We start from the raw sequence: 25010 nt of genomic DNA, 5'->3' as shown, positions 1-25010 counted from the left end.
TGAGGGGTTTGTTATTGCAGCATAGATGGCCGCGACGGGGGATTGAATAAGTCAATTCACGTCCCGCGCCAGCATTGCCGCGCGGTCCGGGGCGTCATCCGGCGGCGTGTCCGGGCGCACGTCCGTGTGCCGTTCCGGCCGTCGTCAAGGGCGTGTCAGGGCGGCGTCGGTGAGCCGCCGTGTCAGCGCAGCGGCTGTGGCCGCTCGATGGCGTAGCCCTGGAGATAGTCCGCGTCGATCTCGCGGAGCCGGTCGAAGAGGTCGATGCGCTCGACGCCCGCGGCGATGATCCGGCGCCCGAGGAGGTGGGCCATCTCGGTGACGGTCTGGGTCATCGCCTGATCGGCGCGGTCGAGATCGATGCGCTCGATCACCTGGGGGTCGAGCTTTAACAGGTCCACCGGGAGCAGCCGCATGAAATCGTAGCCGGCGAGGGTGGTGCCGAAGGCGTCGATGCACAGCTCCACGCCAAGGCCGTGGGCACGGTCGAGGAAACGCACCACGCGTTCGAGCTGGCCGGCCGCGGTGGCCTCGCTGATCTCGAGGCAGACCCGGGCGTTGCCGTCGCGTTCCCGCCCGGCGGAGAGGCGGGAGAGGGTATCGAGGACGGTGTCGTCATCCACGCTTGCCGCGGCGATGTTCACGTGGACCACCGTATCGCGTCCATCCCGCGCCGCCAGGCGCCGGGCAAGGGCCATGCCGTGACGGATCATTGTGCTGTCGAGCTGGGGCATGCGCCCGCGCTGGCGGGCGACACCGAGGAACTCCCCGGGCAGCAGCCGCTGTTCGCCGCCACGGTCGTAGAGGGCGGGGAACAGCTCGTAGCGCTGCTCGCGCTGACGCTCGCCGTCCCGTGGCTGGATGCGCTGGGCGCGCAGGGAGAGCGAGTCGGCCTGGATGGCGTCGTCGATGAGCCGGCAGAGATAGTCCTGGTCCACCGGGGACTCGTGGCTCGGTGCGGGCACGAGTGCGCTGGCCTCGTTGTCCCGGGCGCGGGCGCACGCCTCGCCGAGGCGCTCGAGGAGCCGGTCCGGGATGCTGTTGTCAGTGTCGAAGACGGTGACCACGGCGGCGACGCGCCAGGGGGTGTCGGCCAGCTCGCCGCGGATGCGTCCGGGCAGCGCACTGACGCTGCGGCGCAGGCGCTCGGTGAGCAGCTCCGCGGCCTCGGTGTCGGCGACGTCGATCACCGCGGCGAACTCGTCGCCGCTGACCCGGGCAACGATGCCGTGGGCGCCGGCGGCACGGCGGATCAGGTGCGCCGCGCGTCGCAGCAGCCGGTCGCCGGTCATGCGCCCGGCGCGCTCGTTGATGGCATTGAGGTCGCGCAGCGCGATCTGTACCACCGCGTAGCGGCGGCCGGCGCCGTAGTGCGCGAGCTGCTCGAGGGTCCGCGAGAAGGTCTTGCGGTTATACGCGTCGGTGAGTGGGTCGCGTGTCGCCCGGCGGATCAGGGTGTCGTGGGCCTGTACCAGGGTCTCGCGCCACTGGCGTTCGGTGAAGGGCGCCTCGTCGAGGTCGTCGACCACGCGGCAGCCGTCGCGCAGGGCGTTGGCGACCTCGTCCAGCCCCAGCTCCCGGGTGGTGTGTCCATCGCGCGCGAGGAAAACGAATCGCCGGCGGTGCGTGTCCATCCAGCGCAGCTGGAGCGGCTCACCCTCGAGCGCGGGGACCAGCCAGTCGCCGATGCCGAGCAGGCGTGCCCGGGCCTGCCACAGGCCCGGGCGTTCCGGGGGGCCGTGAGGGCGCGGCGGTGCGTCGGCATAGTCGATCGCCGGCTCCGGAGGCTCGCCGCGGCACACGGCGAGCACCGCTGACTCGATGGCGTCCAGCGTGTTCGCCAGCTCCGGCGTGAGGCGGGAGAACTGGCGGAGCTGGAAGCGAGCATACTCGACGACCCGCTCGGCATCGCGGATCGGGCGCGGGGCGTCGTCGTCGTGTCCCAGCCCCGCGAGCAGCCGGTCGATCACTGCGACACATCGCCGCCAGGTGTCGTGCTCGCCACCGAAGCGCAGCCGCACGAGCACCAGCAGGTTCCGCCAGCCGTCCGTCATCAGCCGTGAGAGCAGACGCGGTACGCGATGCCCGTCGATACGCTCCGCGAGGACAGCGTCGACGGCCTCACGGGCCTGCTCCAGCCGGTCCCGGCCAGCCAGCTGGCTGTCGATCCGCTCGATCTGCTGGGCGCGCTCGCGCAGCGGTTCCGCCGCCGCCTCGGCCACCCGTCGTGCGGCGTCGTCCACCGCGGTGGCCTCGCCCCGCTCCAGTGCCGGGCGAACGAGCGCGTCCACGGTCTGGCGCAGACCACGGGCGTTGCGTTCCGGGAGGGCGCGCATGGCCACCCCGGCGCGTTCCATCGCGTCGATGAGTCGGTTGACCGGGCTGGTGCCCCCGGCGAGGAAGGCGCCACTGTCGATCTGTTCCTGACGGGCGGCGGCGGCGAGCTCGTCGGCCCAGTCACGGACGTAATCCGGCGTGGCGCGATCGGCACGGATCTGGCGGAACCAGCGATCCACGGCGGCGAGGTTCTGGCGCTGGTCCACCGAGGCCGGGCGTGTCGGGGCAGGGGTCGGTCCCGCGTTGCCGGCGTTGCCGCCGGCCGGGACGGCCGCGGGGCCGCTGTCCCCGGCGCCATCAGGGGTGCCAGTCCCGCCGGTGTCATTGGCCAGGGTCTCGAGCTCCCGGGCGACGCTGGTGAGTGTGGCCGTGGTGACCCGCTCACCGCCGCCCCCCGTGGATGTCGGGTGGGCCTCCGTGCCGTCCGCCGCACGGCCGGTGGCCACGCCATGGCCGGTAATGCGGGCCCGGCCGCGTCTGCCACCGGAGCGGGCGTTGTCGTCGGACAGGGCCCGTCCGCCGCCGAGCATGCGGATCTCCGGGCGTTCTTTCTCGGCGTCGGGCAGCAGCCCGGCCTCGCGGAACTCGGCGTTGATGCGCTCGTAGAAGCGCGGCAGGGCGCTGAAGACCTTCTGGCCGAACACCTCGTAGATGGTATGGACGGCGATCGACGGTACGCGGTCGAGGCCCAGGGTCTCGCTCAGGGCGCGGGTCAGACCCTCCGGCGAGACCGGGTTGGTCGAATCGTCCAGGGAGGCATCCAGGGCGTAGTTCAGGCGGCGATTGAGCGCGCGCAGCGCATTCCGGTTGCGCCGCTCGGCATCGCCGACGAGCTCGGAGCGTCGCAGCCAGTCGTCGAATTCCTGTTCGTCGACCAGTGACAGCTCACCCGGCGTCGGGTCGTGCTCGGGCTCCTCGTCGATCTCGCCGCTGCCCTCGCCGAGGTGGTCGACACCATCGAGGACGTGACGCAGGAAGGTCGTGGGCAGTGTCTCGCGCTGGCGGCGAACGATCTGGAAGGTCTTGAAGACGCTCGTCTGCTCCTGGGTCGTGGCCACGGTGCGCGAGCGGTTGAACAGCTCGTCCACCACGTCGGAGGCGAAGGTCGGGATGGTTTCGTTGCATAGCCACTCGGCGTGACGCCGGCAGACCTCGTGGACCCAGCGGACCCGGGCGTTCGCGCCGCTGCGCGGTGCTGGTGATTCCGGCCGCGGCGGTGCGCCGGGACCCGCGACGGACTGAAGGGTGCCGACCAGCTCCGGCTGGGGGCTCTCGAACGCCAGGCCGACCCCCGCCGGGGTGCTGCGGGCGATGCGTGCGGCGATTTCGCGGGTCTCGCCGGCGACGGGATCGTAAAAACACACGTGGCGGTGATCGTCGATCGTCAGCGACGCGGCTGCGCCCGAATCGTCGACGGCGGCGAATACACCGCCGACGCAGACGTCCTGCAGGGTCACGGCAACCCGGTTGTGCCCCTGGTCGACAATCTCCGCCGGCCACTGGACCGGGTGCCTCTGGTATGCCCGACGCTCACGGCTCATGGTTCTGCCTTGTCTGCCGCGTGAGTGGATGCCCCGCGCGTCCCCCTCGACGCGCCCGGCGTGGATCAGTTCGTGCCGGCCGGCGTCTCGCCGCGCGCGGCGCGGTGGAGCGCGGCGAGGATGTCCTCGCGCGCGATGATGCCGGCCAGCCGCTCCTCGTCGAGGACCGGGAAGGCCTTGTTGCGCATTTCCACCATGCGCTGGAGCACCCGTGTCAGGGGCAGCTCCGGTGGGACCCACAGCGGGTCCCGGGTCATGCCGTCCGCCACCGGACGGCACATGATCTCCTCGTAGGGCGGCATCATGTGCGCGGTGTCGAAACGGAAGGCGGCGAGCAGGTCGAGCTTGGTGATCACGCCGCAGAGCGTGCCACCGTCGTCGACCACGGGAATGCTGTTGAAGTCGTACTGCGCGAACAGGGCATCCAGTGCGGACAGCGGCTGGTCCGGGGCAATGGTGATCACATCCCGCACCATGACGTGATGCACCTTGTAATCGAGGAACGGATACATGCTGGCCACCTCCTGCTAGCCGTGTGCCGCTGCACCGGCCGTGCCGGTGCCCTGCCTGTGCGCCGGTGGGCGATCCCGGCCCGGGCGCGGGTACGCGCCGTGTCGTCCGCATCCGCGGGCGTAAGGGTCGTGCGCGGCCGCGCACCGTCGCCGTGCGCCCGTGTCATGGGCCGGGCAGGCAGGCCGGTGTCTCCCTGGCCCGACAACATACCGCATCACACGGCGTTTTGCCCGGGATCGCGCAAAAAACCGGACGTTCCCGTCCGGCGGTACGCCTACTGCGCGCGCAGCGGCGTCAGCTCCAGGGTCACGCGGCGGTTCTGCTGGCGGCCCTGCTCGGTGTCGTTGCTGGCGATCGGGTAGTCCTCACCGTAGCCGCGGGCGATGATCCGCTGACTGTTGATGCCACGGTTACGGAGGTAGTCCGCCACGGTCTGTGCCCGCCGCTCCGAGAGGCGCTGGTTGTAGTCCGCCGGACCGGTGCTGTCGGTATGGCCGGCGACGTTGATCACGGTCTTCTCGTATTCCTTGAGCACGAGCGAGACGGAGTCGAGGACATCGAAGAACTGCGAGCGCAGATCGGCACTGTCCGTGGCGAAGGTGACGTTGCCCGGCATGTTGAGGATGATGCGGTCCCCTTTGCGGGTGACGCTCACGCCGGAATTGCGCAGGCGCTGGCGCAGCTCCGCCTCCTGGCGGTCCATGTAGTTGCCGATCGCCGCGCCGGAGAGGCCACCGATACCGGCGCCGATGAGCGCGTGCTGCCGGCGCTCGGTGGCGTCATCCCCGGTGGCCAGTCCCACCACGGCGCCGGCGACGGCGCCCACCGCGGCGCCGGTGGTGGTCTTGCTGGTCTGCGGCTCGCCGGTGTAGGGGTCGGTGGTCTGGCAGCCGGCGAGCAGGGTGGCGGTCAGCAGTGCGAAGGCACCGGCTCTCATGGAAACGGAACGCATGGGTAGGTTCTCCCGTTCTGGTTGTCGAGGCGTGGCGGGCGTCGCCCGCTCCGGACCTCTGGTATACTGTTTTTTGCGATGCAGCAAAAGCGCCGCCACGCCACAAGCGCGGCCGGCCCCTTGCGTGCGCATCGTCCGCACCAACACAGCGGGTATGCAACGTGAACGACGAATCGAGCACCATCGACGGCCAGCCCGTCGTCATTCGGCGACTGCTCTGGCAGGAGCGCGGTGCGCTGGCCGCGCACCTGGAGCGCCTCTCGGAGACCGACCGCTATCTGCGCTTCGGCGGCCGTGTCAACGACGCCTTTCTCATCGAATACGCCAACCGCAGCGACTGGCTGCAGCGCACCGTCTTCGGCGCCTTCGTCGGCGGCGATCTGCGCGCCGCCGGCGAGTGCCAGATCCTCGCCCGGGACTGGCCCCGGCAGGCCGAGCTGGCGTTCAGTGTCGAGGCACCGGTGCAGGGTCGGGGCATCGGCACGCAGCTGTTTCAGCGCCTGATCACCTTCGCGCGCAACCGCCGGATCCGGCGTGTCTATCTCACGACGCTGCGCCACAACCGGCCTATGCGCCAGATCGCGCGCAAGTTCGGTATGACGCTGTGCAGCTGCGAGGACGAGGTGGAGGGGCGTATGGAGCTGATCGCACCCACGCCGGTATCGTTCTGGGACGAGGCGCTGGAAGAGGGCGGGGCCTGGTTCTGGACCGCGTGGAACGAGGCGGTGAGCGCCGGTATGCGGGAAGCAGGATCACGCTGACGGCGGTGGCCGGCGCGCCGGGATACTCCCCGGCGCGCCGGCCACCGGCTTATGCCGCTTCCATGTCTGCCGAATAGCTGCCGCGGCGGGCCTCGCCGTTGAGCCGGGCGCGCTGGTAGAAGGCCTGCTGGGCGGCCTCGATGCGGTCGCTGTGGCCGCGCCAGGCCTGCTGTGCGGGCTCCTGAAGGGCCCGGCCGTAGGAGAACGTCAGTGACCAGGGGCTGGCACCCCCGGCGGCGTTGATGGCGTTGAGGTTGGCGGTCGCCTCTGCCGGGGTCTGGCCGCCGGAGAGGAAGGCGATCGCCGGCACCGCCGCCGGCACCGTCCGTTTCAGCACCTGCAGGGTATGCTCGGCCACGGCCTCGGGCGCCAGGCGCTCGCGCTCCTTGCCAGGCAGGATCATGTTGGGCTTGAGCACCATGTGCTCGAGGCTCACGCCGTAGCGGTAGAGCGCGTCGAAGACGCTGCGGTGCACCCACTCGGTGATCGCCGCGCAGCGCTCCACGCCGTGATCGCCGTCCATGAGGACCTCCGGCTCCACGATCGGCACCATGCCGGCGGCCTGCACGAGTGCGGCGTAGCGGGCCATGACCTCGGCGTTGGCCGATACCGCCAGCGGTGTCGGGTTATGTCCGCCGATGGTGTAGGTGTTGCGCCACTTGGTGAAGCGCGCGCCCTGTTCACGGAAGCCGGCGAGGCGCTCGGGCAGGCCGTCCAGGCCCTGGGTGATCTTGTCGCCGGGGGCGTTGACCAGATCGATGGTGCCCTTGTCGACCTTGATCCCGGGGACGATCCCCGAGGCCTCGCAGACCTCCGGCAGGGTGCGGCCGTCGTCGGCGCGCTGGCCGAGGGTCTCCTCGAAGAAGATCACTCCCCCGATGTAGTCCTCCACCCCCGGGGTGGACACCAGCAGGGAGCGGTAGGTGCGCCGGTTCTCCTCGGTGGATTCCACGTCGATGGCCTTGAAGCGCTTGGCGATGGTGCCGAAGCTCTCGTCCGCGGCAAGGATGCCCTTGCCGGGTGCGGCCATGCGCTCGATGGTCTCAGCGAGCTCGGTGTAGTCGGTCATGGGGACTCCAACCTCCGGGGTCTGGACGGGCGCGGGCGCGGCGGGCGCCCGCGGCAGTGTTTAAAGGTCTTTCGCGCTCGCTTATGGTACGACGGGTACCGGGCGCACCGGAAAACCGGTCGCCCGCGCGCACGGGCCGTATATCCTAATCAACGCGGGCCCGGGCGGCCACCGTCATCACAGGAGGAGAGAGCGATGCTCGCGAGCGCGTCCAGCTACGAGGCGCAGTGCCGGGCATTCCGTTGGCGGATACCGGCGGAATACAACATCGGTGTCGATGTGCTCGACCGCCACGCCGACGCTGCCCCCGGGAACACGGCCATCATCCACGACCTCGGCGACGGCGGCGCCGAGCACTGGAGCTTCGAGCGCCTGCGTGCGGATTCCAACCGGCTTGCCAATGCCCTCGCCGGGCTCGGCCTGGAGCGCGGTGACCGGGTCGGCCTGCTGCTCTCCCAGCGCCCGGAGACGGTGGTCGCCCACACCGCCGTCTACCGTCTCGGCGGTATCGCGGTCCCGCTGTTCACCCTGTTCGGCCCCGACGCGCTGGCCTACCGCCTCGGCGACTGCGGGGCGCGGGTGCTGGTGACGGACGCCGCCTGTGCCGAGACGGTGGCGGCGCTGCGCGAACGGCTGCCGGCACTGGAGACGGTGATCGTGGTCGGCGGCGACGCGCCGGCGGGGATGCACGCCTGGCGGACGCTGCTCGACGGGGCGTCGGCGGCGTTCACTCCGGTGACCACCCGGGCCGAGGATCCGGCGGTGATCATCTACACCTCGGGCACCACCGGCCAGCCCAAGGGGGCGCTTCACGCCCACCGGGTGCTGCTCGGCCATCTGCCGGGGGTGGAGCAGCCCCACGAGGGCTTCCCCCAGCCCGGGGACTGTTTCTGGACGCCGGCGGACTGGGCCTGGATCGGCGGCTTGCTGGACGTGCTGCTGCCCTCGCTGCACCACGGGGTACCGGTGGTCGCCCACCGGGCGCGGCGTTTCGACCCGGAGGCGGCCTTCGCCCTGATCGCCCGCCATGGGGTGCGCAATGCCTTCCTGCCGCCCACCGCGCTCAAGCTCATGCGCCAGGTCCCCGACGCCGCCGAGCGTTTCGGCCGGCACCTGCGCTCGGTGGGCAGCGGTGGCGAGAGCCTCGGTTCGGAGCTGCTGGACTGGGGCCGGGAGACCCTGGGGGTGACGATCAACGAGTTCTACGGCCAGACCGAGTGCAACCTCATCGTCGCCAACCGGGCGGGGCTGATGCCGTTGCGCCCGGGGTCCATGGGGCGCGCCGTGCCGGGCCACCGGGTGGCGGTGATCGACGAGGCGGGCAACGAGCTGCCCGCGGGGAAGGTGGGGGCGATCGCCGTGCACGCCCCGGACCCGGTGATGTTCCTCGGCTATTGGAACCGGCCCGAGGCCACCGCGGAGAAGTTCCGCGGCGAGTGGCTGGTCACCGGCGACACCGGCTGCGTGGACGAGGACGGCTACTTCCGTTTCGTCGGCCGGGACGACGACGTCATCACCTCCGCGGGCTACCGCATCGGTCCAGGGGAGGTGGAGGATTGCCTGATGCACCATCCCTCTGTGGCGATGGTGGCGGTGGTGGGCAGCCCGGACCCGCTGCGCACCCAGGTGGTGAAGGCGTTTGTCGTGCCCGCCGAGGGGGTGACCGGCGACGAGGCGCTGGCGGAGTCGATCCGGCAGTTCGTGCGCGAGCGCCTCGCCGCCCACGAGTATCCGCGGGAGGTGGAGTTCGTTGCCGAGCTGCCCATGACCACCACCGGCAAGATCATCCGCCGGGAGCTGCGCGAGCGCGAGCAGCGGCGCAAGGGCGGCGGCTGAGGCGCGTGCACCGGTGCAGCCGGGGGCGCTATGATGCGCGCACCATATACGTCCCGCTGCCTGGAGTACCGATGCTACAACGTGACACCAGTCTGCCTCCGGCGGTCTTCGCGCTGCTGGTCGTGAACGCGCTCGTGTTCGGCGCCGAGCAGCTCATCGGCATGACGGCGGCGGATCAGCTCGCTCTCTGGCCCCTGGGTACGCCGGACGTCGCGCGCACTGCCACCGGGCTGATGCGCGTGCCGGACTTCGCGGTCTGGCAGCTGGTGACGTACGGCTTCCTCCACGGCGGGCTGTTCCACCTGTTCGTCAATATGTTCGCGCTGTGGATGTTCGGCACGCCCATCGAGCGGACCCTGGGCACGCGGGCGTTCACGAGCTACTACTTCGTCTGCCTCGTCGGTGCCGGGCTGATCCAGCTCGTGGTCGCGACCATGGCCGCCGGCAACGGCATGATCTATCCCACCGTCGGCGCTTCGGGGGCGGTGTTCGGCATCCTGCTGGCCTTCGGCATGTTCTTTCCCAACCAGCAGGTCATCCTCATCTTCCCGCCCATCCCGATGAAGGCGAAGTACTTCGTCATCCTCTACGGCGCCTTCGAGCTCTTCGCCGGGGTGACCAACACCTTCTCCGGCGTGGCCCACTTCGCGCATCTCGGCGGCATGGCCTTCGGATTCGTCATGATCCTCTACTGGCGGGGCCGGCTGCCGATCAAGCCGCGCCGCCGCCTCAACCTCTAGGGCAACGCCCCGGGCTCACAGCAGCTCGGCCTGGGCGTCGGCGACCACGGCGCGGAAGCGCCGTTCGTGGGCGAGTAGCCAGCGCTTGCGCTCCAGTCCGCCGCCGTAGCCGGTCAGGCTGCCGTCCGCGCCGATCACCCGGTGGCAGGGGATGATCACGGCGATGGGGTTGCGGTTGTTCGCCAGTCCCACCGCACGGGCCGCCCCCGGCGTGCCCAGGCGCCGGGCGACGTCGCCGTAGCTCGCCGTTTCGCCGTAGGGAATCGCGAGCAGCGCGTCCCATACCCGGCGCTGGAACGCCGTGCCCGCCGGGGCAAGCGCCAGGTCGAAGCCCTCGCGGTCGCCGGCGAAGTAGGCGTCGAGCTGGGCCCGGGCCTCGGTGAAGGCGGTGTCGTCACGCTGCCAGCCCGCCGCCGGGTCCGGGCGCGGATCGCCGGGATCGCGCAGGTCCAGGCGTGTGAGCGCGTATCCGTCGCCAGCGAGCAGGAGCTCGCCGATGGGGCTGTCCATCAGGGTGTAGCGCAGGGTCATGGTCCTTATCCTCCGCTGGCGCTTCGGTGCCAGAGATGCATGGCGGCGTAGGCGCGCCACGGGCGCCACGCCAGGGTGCCGGCGCGGACGTCGGCGGGACGCTCCGCGCCGACCGCGCGGCGCAGGGCGAGGTCGCTCTCGGGGAAGGCGTCCGGGTCCGCCAGCGCCCGCATGGCGACGTACTGGCTGGTCCACGGACCGATCCCGGGGATCGCGGTGAGCGCCGCGGTGGTTGCCTCCAGGGTGGCGGTGGGGGCGAGGGAGACGGCATCGTCGGCCACGGCCCGGGCAAGGGCCTGGATCGTGCCGGCGCGCCGGCTCGGCAGGCCGCAGTCGATGATCGACTGCAGCGGCGCCTCGGCAAGGGTCCGGGGCGTGGGGAAGAGCCGGTTCAGGTCCGGCCACGGCGTCCCTGTCGGTGCGCCGAAGCGCTCGATGAGCCGGGTGAAGACCGTGGTCGCCGCCCGTACCGCGATCTGCTGGCCGATCACCGTGCGCACCGCGATCTCGAAGCCGTCGATCGCGCCCGGGACGCGCAGGCCGGGGGCGGCGGCGACGGCGTCCGCGAGGCGCGGATCGCCGCTGAGGTGGGCGTCGATCACGCCGGGCGTGGCGTCCAGGTCGAAGAGGTGGCGCAGGCGCGCGCGCAGCGGGGTGAGCACCGGCAGCAGCGAGGGCGCCACCGAGATCCGGACCACCGGGCGGCGCGGGTCGTTGACCGCCTCGATCCATCCCGTGTGTTCGCCGATGCGCACCGTGCGCCGGTAGTAGTGCACCCCGTCGGTCTGCTCCACCGCCGGGGCGCCGCGACCGCCGAGGAAGGTCACCAGCGGTGACCACGCCAGCGGCGGGCGGTAGCCGAGCTTGAGTGTGACGGCCTGCGGCTCGCCCGCCGGACGGCGGCGCCGCAGGGCACTCGGTGTCAGCCGGTAGCGGCTGCGGAAGAGGTGGTTGAAGCGCCGGACACTGCTGAAGCCGGCGGCGAAGGCGACGTCGGCGACGCGCATGGACGTGTCCGTGAGCAGCTGCTTGGCGAGCAGCAGCCGGCGCGTCTGTGCGAGCTCCACCGGCGTGACGCCGTAGGCCTGCTGGACGAGGCGGCGCAGCTGCCGCGCGCTCACGCCGAGCTCGGCAGCGAGGGCGTCCACGCCGCCGTCGGTCAGGGCCCCGGCCTCGATGCGTGCGACTGCGATGTCGGCGGTACGGCGCGGCGAGTCCAGCGGCGAGGCGCCCGGGGCAAGCTCGGGACGGCAGCGCAGGCAGGGCCGGAAGCCCGCCGCCTCGGCGGCGGCCGCGTCCGCGAAGAAGCGGCTGTGTTCGCGCCGCGGCACCCGTACGGTACAGACCGGACGGCAGTAGATGCCGGTGGTGGACACACCGACGAAAAACGCCCCGTCGAAGCGGGCGTCACGCGCCTGTACGGCCTGGTAGCAGTGATCGGGATCGAGTTCCATGATGCGAGTCTAGATCGTCCCGCGGCGGGATGTCTCGCCGTTTTCGGACGCCTGATCCACGCCCGACTTCCGGGTTTTTCCGGGCGGCGGACAGGAGCGGGCGGGATGCGTGGGCGTTTGCGGACCGCCCGGCGCGCCTACAGGCGCGCTGGTGACACGGGAGCTTTCGTGACGCCGTCGCGCAGGCTGCATCGGCGGTGCGAACTCTGGCATAGTCGACCCACGGGTCGAAGCGGGGCGCCGGGCGTTCCGCACGGATCCGCAATCGATCTCAGGCAGCCGGCCGGGATGGGCCGGTAAACCGGTCTTCCGAGTGGACCGCACAACACAGGCCGAATAAGGAGTGAGCAGCATGGCTAGCCGCATCGATAACCAAGTCGCCCTGGTAACGGGGGGATCCCGTGGTATCGGCAAGGAGATCGCCCTGGAGCTGGCGCGTCTCGGCGCCCGTGTCGCCATCAACTACAACAGTGGTGCCGACGGCGCGAAGGCCGTTGCCAGCGAGGTCGAGGCCCTGGGCAGCGAGTGCCTGGTGCTGCAGGGCAACGTGGCGGACAAGCACGAGGCCCGCGGCCTGGTCCAGAAGACCATCGAGCACTTCGGACAGCTCGATATCCTGGTCAACAACGCCGGCATCACCCGCGACAAGACCCTGAAGAAGCTCACCGACGACGACTGGGAGGAGGTGATCAACACCAACCTCAACAGCGTCTACTACACGGTCAGCGCCGCCTACTCCCACATGATGGACCGCAACTACGGACGGATCGTGAACATCAGCTCGTTCGTGGGCCAGGCCGGCAACTTCGGGCAGACGAACTACGCCGCGAGCAAGGGCGGCATCATCGCGTTCACCAAGAGCGCCGCGCAGGAATTCGCCAAGCACAACATCACGGTGAACGCCATCGCGCCGGGCTTCACCGAGACCGAGATGCTGCAGAAGGTGCCGGAGGAGATCCGCGAGAAGATCCTCGCCAAGATCCCCATGCGCCGTTTCGGCGAGCCCAACGAGATCGCGCGTGCGGTGGTCTTTCTCGCCGCGGACGGCGACTACATCACCGGCCAGCAGATCAACGTCAACGGCGGCGTCTACATGTAATGCCGTCCCGGAGGGCGCCCGCGGGCGCCCTCCGGCAGGGCTCAGGCCAGCAGCTCGCGGGCCTGGGCCGTGTCCATGTTCCCGCCCGTGATCACCAGCGCGGTGGCACCCTCCGCCGCGGCGGGCACCGCCCCGTCGAGCACCGCTGCCAGTCCCACGGCCGCCCCCGTCTCCACGTACAGCCGTCCCTGGGTCATCAGCGCCCGCGTGGCCCGGGCGATGGCGTCGTCGCTGACGGTGACGATGTCGTTCACCCAGCGGCGGCTGGCCGCGTAGGTGTACTTGCCCACCACCACCGGTGCGAGGCTGGGGGCGATCGTGCTGACGCCGTCCAGTGCGGCCTCGGCGCTGTCCCTGTCCCAGGCGTTGCGCATGGTCGCCGCGCCCTCGGGCTCGACACCGATGAGCTCGATGTCCGGGCGCTGGCTGCGGATGGCTATGCCGAGCCCGGAGACGAGCCCGCCGCCGCCGATGGGGCAGAGCACCCGCCCCAGCCGCGGGATCTGCTCCAGCATTTCCAGGCCCACGGTGCCCTGGCCGGCCATGATCCGCGGGTTGTCATAGGGGTGCACCAGGGTCAGGCCGCGCTCCTCGCGCAGCCGGTGGCACTCGGCCACCGCGGCCTTGATGTCCCCGTGGATGATGACCTCCGCGCCAAAGGCGCGGGTGGTCTCGATCTTCATCGTGCTGGAGCCCTCGGGCATCACCACCGTGACCGGTACCCCCTGGCGCTCCGCCGCCCAGGCCAGGGCCATGGCGTGGTTGCCAGCGGACACGGTGATCAGCCCGTTGCCCGTCTCCTCCGCGGTCGCGGTCGCCGTCCAGTTGTAGGCCCCGCGCACCTTGAACGAGCCGGTGCGCTGGAGGCTCTCGGCCTTGACCCAGAGCTCCGTGCCGAGCGATGCCGAGAGGTCCTGGGCCGGGAACGCCGGGGTCGGCGGGATGGCGGGGCGGATGCGCGCCGCCGCGGCGCGCACCGCCTCGAGGTCCGGGAGCTCCGGGGCGTCAGCGGACACAGGCATCGCGGTTCACCGTGGTCAGGAATTCGCAGCCGGTACCAGTGACGGTGATCGTGTCGGAGAGGAACGCGTCCCCCTGGCCGGAGCCGAGCAGCCAGCTCATCAGGTGGAAGACCATCCCCTCGCGCAGCTTCATGTCGGAGTTCCTGCGCAGGCCCACGGGCACGCCGCTGCCCGACCAGCTTGGCGGGTAGCCGATGCCCACCGAGTAGCCACAGTGGTGGCGGTGGTAGTGGGACAGGCCGTTGCGATCGAGCACGCCCTGCCAGGCCTCGTAGACGTCGCCGGCGGGGACCCCGGGGGCAATGGTGCCCGCGGCGGCCATCATCGCCTCCTGGCAGATCTCGTTGATGCGCTGCGCCTCGGCGGGCTGTTCGCCGATGAACGCCAGCCGCCCCATGGGGGCGTGGTAGCGGCGCACGCAGCCGGACATCTCCAGGAACAGCAGATCGCCATGGACGAGGTTGCGGTCCTCCCAGGTGCCGTGCTCGTGGTCGAGGTTGGCGGTGGTGCGCACCAGTGGCACGAAGCCGGGATAGGTGCCGCCGCGGCGGAACATGGCGTCGTAGATCGCCGCCATCACCTCGCGGGCGTTCATGCCCGTGCCGGCGGTGGCGATGGCCGAGAGCATCATGGAGTCGGAGATCGCCGCGGCCTCGCGGGTCAGGGCGAGCTCGTCGGCGGACTGCACCAGGCGCACGTCGTCGATCAGGCTGCCGATGTCCTCCCAGTTCGCCTCCGGCGTGCCCTCGATGATCCCGTCGAGCACGGCGTAGGGCAGGAAGGTGCTGGTCTGGTCGACGGCGATCTGGCCGCTGGCGAGGCCGGCATCGTTCAGCGCACGCACGGTCTCGCGCACCGCCGCGGAGCTCATCAGCGGCGGCCGCCGGCGCGGCTCACGGGTGATCTCGCCCGCCGCACCGGTGAGCGAGAGCGGGTCGTCCGCTGCCGGCGCGGAGCCGTCGGTATAGCCGATGTGGATCAGGTCCGGGACCTGATCGCGTACCACGGCCTGTTCCATCGCCCGGGTCACCAGCATGGGCTGGCCCTTGGCGGGGAAGATCAGGAGCTGGCAGGCGAAGTAGCCCATGTGGTCGAGACCGGAGAGGTAATTGATGTTCTCCGGACTGGCAATGAGCAGGGCGTCGTGTCCCTGCTCGGACATGCGTTCGCGGACCAGGCGTCGCCGACGCTCGTACTCGGCGTCGGAGAAGTAACGACCGCTCGCCTGCTGCATGGGAGGTCTCCTCTGCTGATGTGCTGCATGATCGGCGATGGTGTCCGGTTCGCCCGCCGCGGCGATCCCGACGATTCTTCAAGCGGTCTATGATGGCGCGCTTCAGGACCCTTCGGGAAGGGGGGGAGCAGCGATTTCAGGCGGCGTCGGCGCGCGCCAGCCCGTCGAAGAACCGTTCGACTTCGCCGATCTGCTCCTGCGGGTCGTCCAGGCGCACGAGCCCGCGGCGCGCCGCCTCGCCGCCGGGGCGCCCGGAGAGGTACCAGCCGATGTGCTTGCGCGCGATGCGTACGCCCTGGTGCGGGCCGTAGAACGCGTGCAGTGCATGCAGATGCCCGAGCATGACGGCCCGGACCTCGTCGACCGGCGGCGGTGGCAGATGCTCGCCGGTGCGCAGATAGTGCTCGATCTCGCGGAAGATCCAGGGCCGCCCCTGTGCGGCTCGGGCGATCATCACCCCGGAGGCGCCGGTGTAATCGAGCACCGCACGGGCGCGCTCCGCGGTGGTGATGTCGCCGTTGGCCAGGACCGGAATGTCCACGGCGGCACAGATCGCGCGCAGGGTCTCGTACTCGGCCTCGCCCCGGTAGGCCTCCCGGCGGGTGCGTCCGTGTACCGCCAGTGCCGCGATGCCGGCTGCCTGGGCCATCTCGGCGACGCGCACGCCGTTGCGCCGCTCGGGACTGACGCCGGTGCGGATCTTGAGCGTCACGGGTACGTCCACCGCCGCGGTCACCGCCCGGAGTATCTCCTGGACCAGCGCCTCGTCGGCGAGCAGCGCCGAGCCCGCCATGCGGTTGCAGACCTTCTTTGCCGGGCAGCCCATGTTGATATCGATGATCTCGGCGCCGTCGGCGACGTTGTCGGCCGCCGCGCGTGCGAGCATGGCCGGGTCGGCGCCCGCGATCTGGACCGCGCGCGGTCCCGGCTCGCCGTCGTGGACGCGCCTGAGGCGCGACTTGCGCGTGCCGCGCAGCGCCGGATCCGAGGCCACCATCTCCGAGACGGTGAGGCCCGCGCCCATCTGTCGGCACAGCCGCCGGAACGGCAGGTCCGTAACGCCGGCCATGGGCGCCAGGGCGAGATTGTTCGCGAGCATGTGCGGGCCGATCTGCATGGGGCTGGACAGCGCTGGTGCGGGATACCGATGATACTGAGCGGGTAGCCCGGTCGCCACCCCGAAGGCAGGTGTCCGGGGGCGGTGCCACCGCTGGGGCCGGCGTCGCCGGACGGTTTCCGGGTTCTCCACAGAAGCTGTGGATAACCCTGTGGAGGAAACGCGGATAAGGGATCTAAATCCCCGTCGTCACTGAGACGCTTTTGGATTGATCAAAAACCGGGCACGCTTGTATTAATTTGTTTAAAAACATGTTTTTAAATTGTTTTTCTATATTCCACATAAGAAATTTTTCCCAGATGACACACCCGTGAAGCCTCCGGAGGGGACCTGTGCATAAAAATGCCGATGTCAACCCCGGCGAGGGCGCCGTCTTCCTCGACGCCGATTCGCTGGACCGCGGTGACCTGGACATTTCCGCCCTGGAGCGTGAGCTGCCAGGCATGGCGTGGTACGGCACCACGCCACCGGAGCACGTGGCCGAACGCGTCGGCGATGCCGGCTGCGTGGTGGTCAACAAGGTGGTGCTGGACGCTGCCTTTTTCGAGGCGCATCCCGCGGTGGCGCTGGTGTGCATCGTCGCCACCGGCACCAACAACGTGGATCTCGAGGCGGCCGCCCGCCACGGCGTGACCGTGGTCAACTGCCAGGGTTACGGTACGCGCTCGCTGGCCCAGCACGTGCTCGGGCTGGTGCTGATGCTCGCGCGCAGTATCCCCGCCTATGTCGACGACGTGCGCGGCGGGGTGTGGAGCCGATCGCCGTTCTTCTGCCTGCTCGACCACCCGATCCGCGAGCTGGACGGCATGCGCCTCGGGCTCGTGGGCTACGGCGCCATTGCCGAGGAGGTCGGGCGTGTCTGCGGCGCCCTCGGCATGGAGGTCGTGGTGGCGGAGCGGGCCGGCCAGGCGCCGCGGTCGGGACGCGTGGGGTTCGACACGGTCGTTGAGACCAGCGACGTGATCAGCCTGCACTGTCCGCTCACGGAGCAGACGCGCGGACTGGTGGACGAGGGCGTTTTGCGGCGCATGCGCCGGGGGGCCATCCTGATCAATACCGCACGCGGTGGCGTGGTCGACGAGGCGGCGCTGCTGCACGCGGTGCGCGAGGGCTGGATCGCCGGCGCGGCGGTCGACGTGCTCGACGGCGAACCGCCGGCGCCGGACCATCCCCTGATTGCCGCCGGGTTGCCGAATCTCATCGTCACCCCGCACTGCGCCTGGGGCAGCCTTGAAGCACGCCAGCGCGTCGTCGAGCAGACCGCGGAGAACGTGGCCGCCTGGCGGGCGGGCCGGCCCGTGCGCGTCGTGGCGCAGCCCCAGCCGTGATCGCGCGGGTCCTGCGGGGCTGGTGGCGCGGTCGCCAGCTGCGCCGCTACGCCGTCGACGACGCGCTCTGGCGGCGGGCGACACACAGTGATTCGGTGCTCGCCGGGCTGGATGCCGGTGAGCGCGTGCGCCTGCGCGAGCTGGCGACACTGTTCCTCGCACGCAAACGCTTCTATGCCGCCGGTGGCGGTGAATTCGTGCCGGAGCAGGCCGTACGCATTGCCGCCCTCGCAGCGGTCCCGGTGCTCGGCCTGGATATCGACTGGTACCGTGGCTGGCAGTCCGTGATCGTCTATCCGTCGGGCTTCCTGGCACGTCACCGCGAGATGGACGAGGCGGGCGTGGTGCATGACGAGGCCCGGGCACTGGCCGGTGAGGCCTGGGACAACGGTCCGGTGATACTGTCCTGGTCCGACGTGGAGGCCGGGGGCCGCCGGGATGGCTGGAACGTGGTCCTCCACGAGCTCGCGCACAAGCTGGACATGCTTAACGGCGAGGCCAACGGCATGCCGCCGCTGCACCGTGGCATGGACCGCCGCGCCTGGACCCGCGCCTTCACCGAGGCCTTCGAGGCGATCAATGCCGCGGTGGAGGCGGGCCGCGACCCGGGCATCGACGATTACGCGGCGACCGACCCGGCGGAGTGCTTCGCGGTATTCAGTGAGACGTTCCTGGAGATGCCGGAGGTGGTGGCGGCCCATTTCCCGGCGGTCCACGAACAGCTCGCGGCCTTCTACCGGCGTACGCCCGCGGAGGCGCACGCCGGACACGGGCCGGCCGGCCATCATGGCGGCCGGAGCGGATCGAGACACGGGGAGTCGAGGTGAACATGGAAACGGTATCGGTGATTACCGGTGGTGGCAGCGGGATCGGCCGGGCACTGGCCCGGCGCCTCGCCGGCGCGGGCGGGCGTGTGCTGGTCGTCGGACGCCGGCGGCTGGCCTTGGAGGAAACCGCGGAAGGCCACGACGGCATCGAGGTCGTCGCGGCGGATATCGCCGAGGCCGCCGGGCGTGACTCGGTCGCCACCGCGGTGGGCGAGCGCGCCGTGCGCTATCTCGTGCACAACGCCGGCCGCCTCGAGCCCGTGGGGCCGCTGGCGGGGGTGAGCGTGGGCGCGTGGCGGGCGAGCCAGGCGGTGAACGTCGAGGCACCGCTGTTCCTGACACAGGCCCTGCTGTCCCGCCTGCCGGGCGGTCGCGTGCTGCACGTCTCCTCCGGGGCGGCGCACCGGGCGATCCCGGGGTGGGGGGCCTACTGCACCAGCAAGGCCGCGCTGTACATGCTCTACACGGTGCTCCGTGAGGAGCTCCGGGACCGGGACATCGCCGTGGGCAGCCTGCGGCCCGGGGTGGTGGATACCGACATGCAGGCACTCATCCGCGAGCAGGACGAGGCGGATTTCCCTGCCGTGGCGCGTTTCCGCGCCCTCAAGGAGGCCGGTGAGCTGGAGCCGCCGGAGCGGGTGGCCGCCTTTGTCGAGGCAGTGCTGACCGGTACCGAGACGGCGGCCTTCGGTGCCGAGGAATGGGATATCCGCGAGCATGCAGCACGTTTCGGCATCGATTGACCCGGACTGGTGGCCCGCCGCGAGCCGCCGGCACGAGCTCGGCGGCGTCGGTTATACCGTCCACGAGTGGTCCGGCGCGCCGTCAGCGCCCACGATGCTGCTGCTCCACGGCTGGATGGATACCGGTGCCGGCTTCGGTCCGCTGGCGGCGGCCCTCGGTGACGGCTGGCGGCGGCTGGCACCGGACTGGCGGGGATTCGGCGACAGCGACCGGGCCTCCGAGGGGCGCTACTGGTTCCCCGACTACCTCGCTGATCTGGACGCCCTGATCGACCGGGCGGTGCCCGCGGGCGAAGCGGTGGTTCTGGTCGGCCACAGCATGGGTGGCAACGTCGCCGGGCTCTACGCCGGCGTGCGCCCGGAGCGGGTGCGCGCGGTGGTCTCGCTGGAGGGCTTCGGGCTCCCGGCCACTGCCGCGGAGACCGCGCCTGGGCGCTACCGGGAGTGGCTGGACAGCCTCGCACAGACACCGCGCCTGCGGTCCTTCCCCGACTACGGGGCGCTGGCGGACCACCTGGCCGGGCGCAACCCCCGCATGCCCGGGGCGGTGGCGGCGTATCTCGCGCGCTGCTGGGGCCGGGAGGTGGACGGGGCGGTGCGCCTGCGTGGCGACCCGGCCCATCGCCGGCCGAACCCGGTGCTCTACCGGCTCGAGGAGGCGATGGCGTGCTGGCGGGCGATCGAGGCCCCCGTGCTCTGGCTCTGGGGCGGCGAGTCGTCCGTCGTCCGCCGTCTGCGCGGGGGCGATGACTGGTCGGCGCGACTCGCCTGCTTCGCCGACCTGCGTACCGCGGAAATCCCTGCCGCCGGGCACGCCCTGCACCAGGAACGCGCACCGGCGTGTGCCGATGCGATACACGGATTCCTCGCGGAGACGGGGGCGACGCCCCGGGGCTGAGCCCCGGGGGACACGGCTCAGGGGGCCGGCGTCACCAGGATCATGCCGTCACGCAGGGTGTCCGGGTTCTCCAGGACGTGCCGGTTGGCCTCGTAGAGCGTGGGCCAGCGGTTGGCCTCGCCGTACAACCTCGCGGCGACCTGGCCCAGGGTGTCGCCGCCGCGCACGTCGTAGAGCCCTTCGTGCTCCAGCCGGGCGACCAGTGACTGGGCAACGCGCAGCGCCTGGCGTGCTTCGGTGAGGGCCTGGTCATCGGCCTCGTCCCGGCGATGGGCGGCATGTACGTCGCGGAAATGCGCCGCGGCCTCGGATGCCTGCGCACGGGCCTCGTCCAGCGACGCCGTGCCGCCGTTGGCGGGGGCGAGCTGCGCGCGCAGCCCGGCGATGGTCTGCTCCCGCGACTTCACGGTGGCGCGGGCCTGGTCGAGGCTATCCTTCAGGGTGCCGGCGCGTTCGCGGAGTTGGGCGATGGTGCTTTTCTGGTTGTCGATGGTCCCGCGGGCGTCGTCCAGTGTCGCGGCGGTCTCCTCGCCCTGCTGACGTGCCTTCTGCAGCGCCTCGGTCAGCCGACCCTGTTCCTTGCGGGTCGCGGTGAGCTGTTCGCGCAGGTCGGCGGTCTCCGCCTCCAGCGAATCGATCCGCTCTTTTGCCTTGCCGAGCTCGCCGCGCAGGCGGTCCCGGGTATCGGTGCGCTCGGCGAGCTGCTGTTCGAAGGCGTCCCGCTTGCCCTGCGTTGCGGTGAGCTGTTTGCGCAGCTCGGCGGTCTCCGCCTCCAGCGAACCGACCTGTTCCTTCGCTTTATCGAGCTCGTTACGCAGGCGGTCCCGGGCATCGGTGCGCTCGGTGAGCTGCTGTTCGAGCGACTCGACGCGTTCACGGGCGTCGTCGAGCTGTGATTCGAGGTTGTCCGCACGGTCGCGGGCGTCTGAGAGATCGTTCTCCAGGCCGGTGATACGTGTCTGTGCGCTGGCCAGGGCGTCCGCGGGGGCGCCGCTGTCGCCCGACTGCTCCTGGGCGAGGGCGGCCGGGCACGCGAGTGCGGCGGCGATAACCAGGGCGGCGGGAAGGGTGTGCCGGCGAATGGGTGGACGTCGCATGGATTGTCTCCTCCCGGTTGCGGTGTGGCGGGGGCTGAAGGTCCGGGCACGGTCGTCGTTATGTTCCTGGATGCCCGCGACCCCGGTATCGCCGCCGGGAACCCCCGTACGCCGCGTCGCGGCCGCTGCCGGGGTCCTGGCAGGGGCGATCCCGGGGGACCGGTTCGGTCGCCCCGGAGGTAAGCCTAGAAGAGCCCCATGTGCGCCGCCATCACCGCCGTGTTACGGGTAGACCGGTGGGCCACGGGGGGACTGTGTCCGCGGCCCCTTCGCGGGCGCGTTATCGCTATCCGGTGCGGATCAGGACCGGTGATGGCGTCGGCGGGGTGTGCTGCTGCTAGACTGCATTGAGACCGATAAGCGGCGCGGGCATCGGCCCGCGGACAGAACACAATCACGGAGGAGGGGAGAAGTCCGCCATGTATGCGCCGTCTTCAGTGGATGCCCCGCGCATCCATACCCCGGATTTCATTACCGAGTCCGCGCTGACCATCCCGATCTACGGGATGCTCGGCGAGGATGGCAGGCCCTACGAAGGCGCCGACCCCTCGGGTGTGGCGAAGGAGATCGTGCTCGCGATGCACGACGCCGCGGTGTTTACGCGGCTGCTCGACGAACGCATGGTCGCAGCACAGCGTCAGGGCCGGCTGTCGTTCTACCTCACCGCCACCGGCGAGGAGGCCGCCACGGTGGGCAGTGCGGCCGGGCTCGAACCGGACGACATGATTCTGCCCCAGTACCGCGAGCAGGGCGCGCTGCGCTACCGCGGCTTCACCGCGGCGCAGTTCATGGACCAGCTCTTTGCCACCGAGGACGACCTCGGCAAGGGCCGGCAGATGCCGGTCCACTACGGCAGCCGCGCGCTGTCGTACATGACCGTCTCCTCGCCGCTGGCGACCCAGATCCCCCAGGCCGCGGGCTACGCCTACGGCCAGAAGCTCGCCGGCGAGGGGCGCTGCAGCATCTGCTACTTCGGTGAGGGCGCGGCCTCGGAGGGGGATTTCCACGCCGCGCTGAACATGGCGGCGGTGATCCGCTGCCCGGTGATCTTCTTCTGCCGCAACAACGGCTATGCGATCTCCACCCCGGTGAGCGAGCAGTACGCCGGCGACGGCGTCGCCGCCCGCGGCGTCGGCTATGGGGTGCGCTCCATCCGCGTCGACGGAAACGACTTCCTCGCCGTCTACCTCGCGACGCAGGAGGCGCGGCGCCAGGCGGTGAGCGAGGGCGTGCCCGTGCTCATCGAGGCGATGACCTACCGCCTCGGTGCCCACTCCACCTCCGACGACCCCTCCGGCTACCGCAGCCGCAAGGAGGAGGAGGCCTGGCAGCGCTTCGATCCGATCGCACGCATCCGCGCGTTCATGGAGGCGCAGGGCTGGTGGGACGCGGAGCGCGACGAGGCCCTGCGCCAGGGGTACCGCGACGAGATCCTTGCCGCGATGAAGACCGCCGAGGCCAAGCCGGCGCCGTCGCTTGCACGCCTGATCGAGGATGTCTACGCCGCACCGCCCTGGAACCTCACCGAGCAGTACGAGGCGTTGCGTGAGCAGGTGCGGGCGAACCCGGACGCCTATCCGAAGACGGCGGGGCGGATCGAGTGATGGCAAGGATGAATCTTCTGCAGGCCCTCAACAGTGCCCTGGACACCGCCATGGCGGCGGACGAGCGGGTGATCTGCTTTGGCGAGGACGTCGGCCAGTTCGGCGGCGTCTTCCGCGCGACCAGTCACCTGCGCGACCGCTATGGCAACGAGCGCTGCTTCAACACGCCGCTGGTGGAGCAGGGCATCATCGGCTTCGCCAACGGCCTCGCCGCCGCCGGCTTCCGGGCGGTGGCGGAGATCCAGTTTGCCGACTACATCTTCCCGGCCTTCGACCAGATCGTGAACGAGACGGCCAAGTTCCGGTACCGCTCGGGCAACGAGTTCAACGTCGGCGGGCTCACCATCCGCAGCCCCTACGGTGGCGGCATCTCCGGCGGGCACTACCATTCCCAGTCCCCGGAGGCCTACTTCTGCCACACGCCGGGCCTCAAGGTGGTGGTGCCGAGCACCCCGGAGAACGCCAAGGGGCTGCTGCTGGCGAGCATCCGTGATCCGGACCCGGTGCTGTTCTTCGAGCCCAAGCGCCTCTACCGCGCGGCGGTGGGCGATGTCCCGGAGGAGGACTACACCGCCGAGCTCGGGCGCGCGGAGGTGCTGCGCGAGGGCGGCGACGTCACGGTGCTCGCCTGGGGGGCGCAGGTGGAGGTGGTGACCCGTGCCGCGGAGATGGCCGCGGAGAAGGGCATCGACTGTGAGGTCATCGACCTGCGCACGCTGCTGCCCTGGGACGTGGAGACCGTGACGCGCTCCGTGCTCAAGACCGGGCGGCTGGTGATCAACCACGAGGCGCCGCGCACCGCCGGCTTCGGCGCCGAGCTCTCCGCCACGGTCCAGGAGCGCTGCTTCCTCTACCTGGAATCACCGATCTGCCGGGTCACGGGCCTGGACACGCCGTTCCCGCTGGCCCACGAGCGGGAGTACATGCCGGACCACCTCAAGACGCTCGCCGCGATCGAGCAGACCGTGAACTTCTAGGGCACCACCATGATCAAGGACTTCATCCTGCCGGATATCGGCGAAGGCATTGTCGAGTGCGAGCTCTCCGAATGGCTGGTCGAGGAGGGCGATAACGTCGAGGAGGACCAGCCCGTCTGCGACGTGATGACGGACAAGGCCCTTGTGCAGATCCCGGCCATGGAGACCGGCCGGGTGGTGAAGCGCTACTACGCCAAGGGCGAGATCGCGCGGGTGCACGAGCCGCTGTTCGCCATCGAGGTCGCCGGCGAGGACGGTGACGCCGCCGAGCCTGGCGGCGGTAATGCCGCTACGGCGCCGGCGACGGACAGTGACCGGTCGCCGGCACCGCCCGCGGAACCGGCCTCCGGTGGCGAGGCGGTATCCCCGGCGGCGGCCGGGGACGGCAACGGGCGGTCCGCCGGGCCCGCCGGACGGGTGCCGGCGAGCCCGGCAGTGCGGCGCCTGGCCCGGGAGCTCGGGGTGGACGTCCATGCCGTGCCTGGTTCGGGCAAGAAGGGGCGGGTCTACAAGGAGGACGTGCGTGCCTTTGCCGAGGCCGGAACGGCGCCGGCGAAGGGAGCGGAGGCGGCGGCTCCGGCTTCGGCATCGTCGGGCGCCGCCACGGGCGGCGGCGACGAGGTGATCCGCCGCGAGCCCCTCAAGGGCGTGCGTGCGGCGATGGCCCGGCAGATGAGTGCGTCGGCGCGGACCATCCCGCACTACACCTACGCCGACGAGGTGGACGTCACCGCCCTGACCGAGGTGTATGCGGAGATCCGCGATCACTACCGCGAGGAGGTGCGCATCACCCTGATGCCGTTCTTCGTCAAGGCGCTGTCCCTCACCCTGCGCGCCTTTCCGCAGCTCAACGCGACCTTCGACGACGAGCACGAGGAGATCCATTACCACCGCCGGCACAACATCGGTGTGGCCGTAGATGCCGCCCACGGGCTGGTCGTCCCGAACATCAAGGGGGTGGAGTCGCTGTCGCTGCTCGCCACCGCCAAGGCCCTGAACGAGCTGGTCGAGGCGGCGCGGGCCGGACGTGTGGCCGCCGAGGACATGAAGGGCGGGACCATCACCATCTCCAACATCGGGGCGATCGGCGGCACGGTGGCCACCCCAATCATCAACAAGCCGGAACTCGCCATCGTCGCCCTGGGGGCCACCCAGCGGCTGCCGCGCTTCGACGCGGAGGACTGCGTGGTCGCCCGCCGGATCATGCCGATCTCCTGGTCCGCCGATCATCGCGTGATTGACGGGGCGACCATGGCGCGGTTCAGTAATCACTGGAAACGACTGCTGGAACAGCCGGCGCTGATGCTCGCAGAGGCGGGCTGACGGGGGC

21 protein-coding genes are annotated in these 25010 nt (G+C 70.7%); 11 read left to right on the top strand and 10 right to left on the bottom strand.

The genetic code is table 11. From position 1 onward, the window contains the following. Positions 1-182: 182 nt before the first annotated feature. The 3 genes from C516_RS0113505 to C516_RS0113495 all read right to left on the bottom strand — a co-directional run bounded on the left by C516_RS0113505 (position 183) and on the right by C516_RS0113495 (position 5343). Positions 183-3878 (bottom strand): DUF1631 family protein, encoded by a 3696-nt coding sequence (locus C516_RS0113505; RefSeq protein WP_018718940.1) that lies wholly within the window; start codon positions 3876-3878, stop codon positions 183-185. Positions 3879-3943: 65 nt separating this feature from the next. After that, a complete protein-coding gene (locus C516_RS0113500) occupies positions 3944-4390 on the bottom strand; it encodes a CBS domain-containing protein (RefSeq protein ID WP_018718939.1) in 447 nt (148 codons plus the stop codon). Between the two features lie 275 nt (positions 4391-4665). Then, the gene (locus C516_RS0113495; protein WP_018718938.1) at positions 4666-5343 is read right to left on the bottom strand and encodes a YiaD family glycine zipper/OmpA-like lipoprotein; all 678 of its coding nucleotides are present in this window, start codon (positions 5341-5343) and stop codon (positions 4666-4668) included. A gap of 161 nt (positions 5344-5504) precedes the next feature. Here C516_RS0113495 and C516_RS0113490 point away from each other — a divergent pair, with 161 nt between their 5' ends. Next, on the top strand, positions 5505-6104 hold the full coding sequence (locus tag C516_RS0113490; protein ID WP_018718937.1) for a GNAT family N-acetyltransferase: 600 nt from the start codon (positions 5505-5507) through the stop codon (positions 6102-6104). 49 nt (positions 6105-6153) lie between these two features. Here the strand turns inward: C516_RS0113490 and C516_RS0113485 are convergent, their stop codons facing one another. Next, positions 6154-7173 (bottom strand): class I fructose-bisphosphate aldolase, encoded by a 1020-nt coding sequence (locus C516_RS0113485; protein WP_018718936.1) that lies wholly within the window; start codon positions 7171-7173, stop codon positions 6154-6156. A gap of 195 nt (positions 7174-7368) precedes the next feature. Between C516_RS0113485 and C516_RS0113480 the strand changes: the two genes are divergently transcribed. Then, a complete protein-coding gene (locus tag C516_RS0113480; protein WP_018718935.1) occupies positions 7369-9009 on the top strand; it encodes an acyl-CoA synthetase in 1641 nt (546 codons plus the stop codon). A gap of 71 nt (positions 9010-9080) precedes the next feature. Beyond that, positions 9081-9749 carry a rhomboid family intramembrane serine protease gene (locus C516_RS0113475; protein WP_018718934.1) on the top strand — a complete coding sequence of 223 codons (669 nt, stop codon included), beginning with the start codon at positions 9081-9083 and terminating at the stop codon, positions 9747-9749. A 15-nt stretch (positions 9750-9764) separates the two neighbouring features. Here C516_RS0113475 and C516_RS0113470 read toward each other — a convergent pair whose 3' ends face one another. Next, a complete protein-coding gene (locus tag C516_RS0113470) occupies positions 9765-10280 on the bottom strand; it encodes a methylated-DNA--[protein]-cysteine S-methyltransferase (RefSeq protein ID WP_018718933.1) in 516 nt (171 codons plus the stop codon). A 5-nt stretch (positions 10281-10285) separates the two neighbouring features. Continuing rightward, a complete protein-coding gene (locus tag C516_RS0113465; protein WP_018718932.1) occupies positions 10286-11734 on the bottom strand; it encodes a DNA-3-methyladenine glycosylase 2 in 1449 nt (482 codons plus the stop codon). Between the two features lie 352 nt (positions 11735-12086). On the opposite strand from C516_RS0113465, the gene fabG reads away from it, so the two are divergent. Next, positions 12087-12833: a 3-oxoacyl-[acyl-carrier-protein] reductase gene (fabG, locus tag C516_RS0113460; RefSeq protein WP_018718931.1), complete on the top strand. Its 747-nt coding sequence runs from the start codon at positions 12087-12089 to the stop codon at positions 12831-12833. Positions 12834-12874: 41 nt separating this feature from the next. On the opposite strand, the gene C516_RS0113455 is transcribed toward fabG, so the two are convergent. The 3 genes from C516_RS0113455 to dusB form a co-directional block, all read right to left on the bottom strand. Further along, entirely contained in the window at positions 12875-13855 is a 981-nt protein-coding gene (locus C516_RS0113455; protein ID WP_018718930.1) for a threonine/serine dehydratase family protein, read from the bottom strand. After that, positions 13839-15089: a M24 family metallopeptidase gene (locus C516_RS0113450; RefSeq protein WP_018718929.1), complete on the bottom strand. Its 1251-nt coding sequence runs from the start codon at positions 15087-15089 to the stop codon at positions 13839-13841. The genes C516_RS0113455 and C516_RS0113450 overlap by 17 nt, the downstream gene beginning before the upstream one ends. Positions 15090-15225: 136 nt before the next feature. After that, the gene (gene dusB / locus C516_RS0113445; protein WP_018718928.1) at positions 15226-16206 is read right to left on the bottom strand and encodes a tRNA dihydrouridine synthase DusB; all 981 of its coding nucleotides are present in this window, start codon (positions 16204-16206) and stop codon (positions 15226-15228) included. Positions 16207-16538: 332 nt separating this feature from the next. Between dusB and C516_RS0113440 the strand changes: the two genes are divergently transcribed. The 4 genes from C516_RS0113440 to C516_RS19575 are packed head-to-tail and all read left to right on the top strand — an operon-like array spanning position 16539 to position 20002. Beyond that, positions 16539-17534, top strand: coding sequence for a D-2-hydroxyacid dehydrogenase (locus C516_RS0113440; protein WP_018718927.1), 996 nt, complete (start codon positions 16539-16541; stop codon positions 17532-17534). Continuing rightward, positions 17531-18361: a M90 family metallopeptidase gene (locus C516_RS0113435; RefSeq protein ID WP_018718926.1), complete on the top strand. Its 831-nt coding sequence runs from the start codon at positions 17531-17533 to the stop codon at positions 18359-18361. Before C516_RS0113440 ends, C516_RS0113435 begins: the two co-directional genes overlap by 4 nt. A 2-nt stretch (positions 18362-18363) precedes the next feature. After that, the gene (locus C516_RS0113430; RefSeq protein WP_040409564.1) at positions 18364-19104 is read left to right on the top strand and encodes an SDR family NAD(P)-dependent oxidoreductase; all 741 of its coding nucleotides are present in this window, start codon (positions 18364-18366) and stop codon (positions 19102-19104) included. Next, positions 19079-20002: an alpha/beta fold hydrolase gene (locus C516_RS19575; RefSeq protein WP_245558780.1), complete on the top strand. Its 924-nt coding sequence runs from the start codon at positions 19079-19081 to the stop codon at positions 20000-20002. Before C516_RS0113430 ends, C516_RS19575 begins: the two co-directional genes overlap by 26 nt. A gap of 17 nt (positions 20003-20019) precedes the next feature. Here C516_RS19575 and C516_RS0113420 read toward each other — a convergent pair whose 3' ends face one another. Continuing rightward, a complete protein-coding gene (locus C516_RS0113420; protein ID WP_018718923.1) occupies positions 20020-21099 on the bottom strand; it encodes a hypothetical protein in 1080 nt (359 codons plus the stop codon). A gap of 419 nt (positions 21100-21518) precedes the next feature. Here C516_RS0113420 and C516_RS0113415 point away from each other — a divergent pair, with 419 nt between their 5' ends. From C516_RS0113415 to C516_RS0113405, 3 genes are read left to right on the top strand one after another with little or no spacing between them, the layout of a single operon-like run. Next, positions 21519-22703 carry a thiamine pyrophosphate-dependent dehydrogenase E1 component subunit alpha gene (locus tag C516_RS0113415; protein ID WP_051088243.1) on the top strand — a complete coding sequence of 395 codons (1185 nt, stop codon included), beginning with the start codon at positions 21519-21521 and terminating at the stop codon, positions 22701-22703. Between the two features lie 8 nt (positions 22704-22711). Then, positions 22712-23680 (top strand): alpha-ketoacid dehydrogenase subunit beta, encoded by a 969-nt coding sequence (locus tag C516_RS0113410; RefSeq protein ID WP_018718921.1) that lies wholly within the window; start codon positions 22712-22714, stop codon positions 23678-23680. Between the two features lie 9 nt (positions 23681-23689). Beyond that, complete coding sequence (locus C516_RS0113405; protein ID WP_018718920.1) at positions 23690-25003, top strand: 2-oxo acid dehydrogenase subunit E2; 1314 nt, start codon at positions 23690-23692, stop codon at positions 25001-25003. The last annotated feature ends 7 nt before the right edge of the window (positions 25004-25010 follow it).

The organism is Arhodomonas aquaeolei DSM 8974, assembly GCF_000374645.1.
Lineage (GTDB): Bacteria > Pseudomonadota > Gammaproteobacteria > Nitrococcales > Nitrococcaceae > Arhodomonas > Arhodomonas aquaeolei.
Note: the sequence above shows the minus strand (reverse complement) of the source record. Positions and strands in the feature narration are given on the sequence as shown.

Coding starts and splice junctions, on each gene's coding strand:
- C516_RS0113470 (WP_018718933.1), bottom strand. CDS start 10,280: ATGACCCTGCGCTACACCCTGATGGACAGCCCCATCGGCGAGCTCCTG.
- dusB (WP_018718928.1), bottom strand. CDS start 16,206: ATGCAGATCGGCCCGCACATGCTCGCGAACAATCTCGCCCTGGCGCCC.
- C516_RS0113430 (WP_040409564.1), top strand. CDS start 18,364: ATGGAAACGGTATCGGTGATTACCGGTGGTGGCAGCGGGATCGGCCGG.
- C516_RS19575 (WP_245558780.1), top strand. CDS start 19,079: ATGCAGCACGTTTCGGCATCGATTGACCCGGACTGGTGGCCCGCCGCG.
- C516_RS0113505 (WP_018718940.1), bottom strand. CDS start 3,878: ATGAGCCGTGAGCGTCGGGCATACCAGAGGCACCCGGTCCAGTGGCCG.
- C516_RS0113450 (WP_018718929.1), bottom strand. CDS start 15,089: ATGCAGCAGGCGAGCGGTCGTTACTTCTCCGACGCCGAGTACGAGCGT.
- C516_RS0113455 (WP_018718930.1), bottom strand. CDS start 13,855: ATGCCTGTGTCCGCTGACGCCCCGGAGCTCCCGGACCTCGAGGCGGTG.
- C516_RS0113495 (WP_018718938.1), bottom strand. CDS start 5,343: ATGCGTTCCGTTTCCATGAGAGCCGGTGCCTTCGCACTGCTGACCGCC.
- C516_RS0113420 (WP_018718923.1), bottom strand. CDS start 21,099: ATGCGACGTCCACCCATTCGCCGGCACACCCTTCCCGCCGCCCTGGTT.
- C516_RS0113485 (WP_018718936.1), bottom strand. CDS start 7,173: ATGACCGACTACACCGAGCTCGCTGAGACCATCGAGCGCATGGCCGCA.
- C516_RS0113475 (WP_018718934.1), top strand. CDS start 9,081: ATGCTACAACGTGACACCAGTCTGCCTCCGGCGGTCTTCGCGCTGCTG.
- C516_RS0113405 (WP_018718920.1), top strand. CDS start 23,690: ATGATCAAGGACTTCATCCTGCCGGATATCGGCGAAGGCATTGTCGAG.
- C516_RS0113410 (WP_018718921.1), top strand. CDS start 22,712: ATGAATCTTCTGCAGGCCCTCAACAGTGCCCTGGACACCGCCATGGCG.
- C516_RS0113480 (WP_018718935.1), top strand. CDS start 7,369: ATGCTCGCGAGCGCGTCCAGCTACGAGGCGCAGTGCCGGGCATTCCGT.
- fabG (WP_018718931.1), top strand. CDS start 12,087: ATGGCTAGCCGCATCGATAACCAAGTCGCCCTGGTAACGGGGGGATCC.
- C516_RS0113465 (WP_018718932.1), bottom strand. CDS start 11,734: ATGGAACTCGATCCCGATCACTGCTACCAGGCCGTACAGGCGCGTGAC.
- C516_RS0113415 (WP_051088243.1), top strand. CDS start 21,519: ATGTATGCGCCGTCTTCAGTGGATGCCCCGCGCATCCATACCCCGGAT.
- C516_RS0113500 (WP_018718939.1), bottom strand. CDS start 4,390: ATGTATCCGTTCCTCGATTACAAGGTGCATCACGTCATGGTGCGGGAT.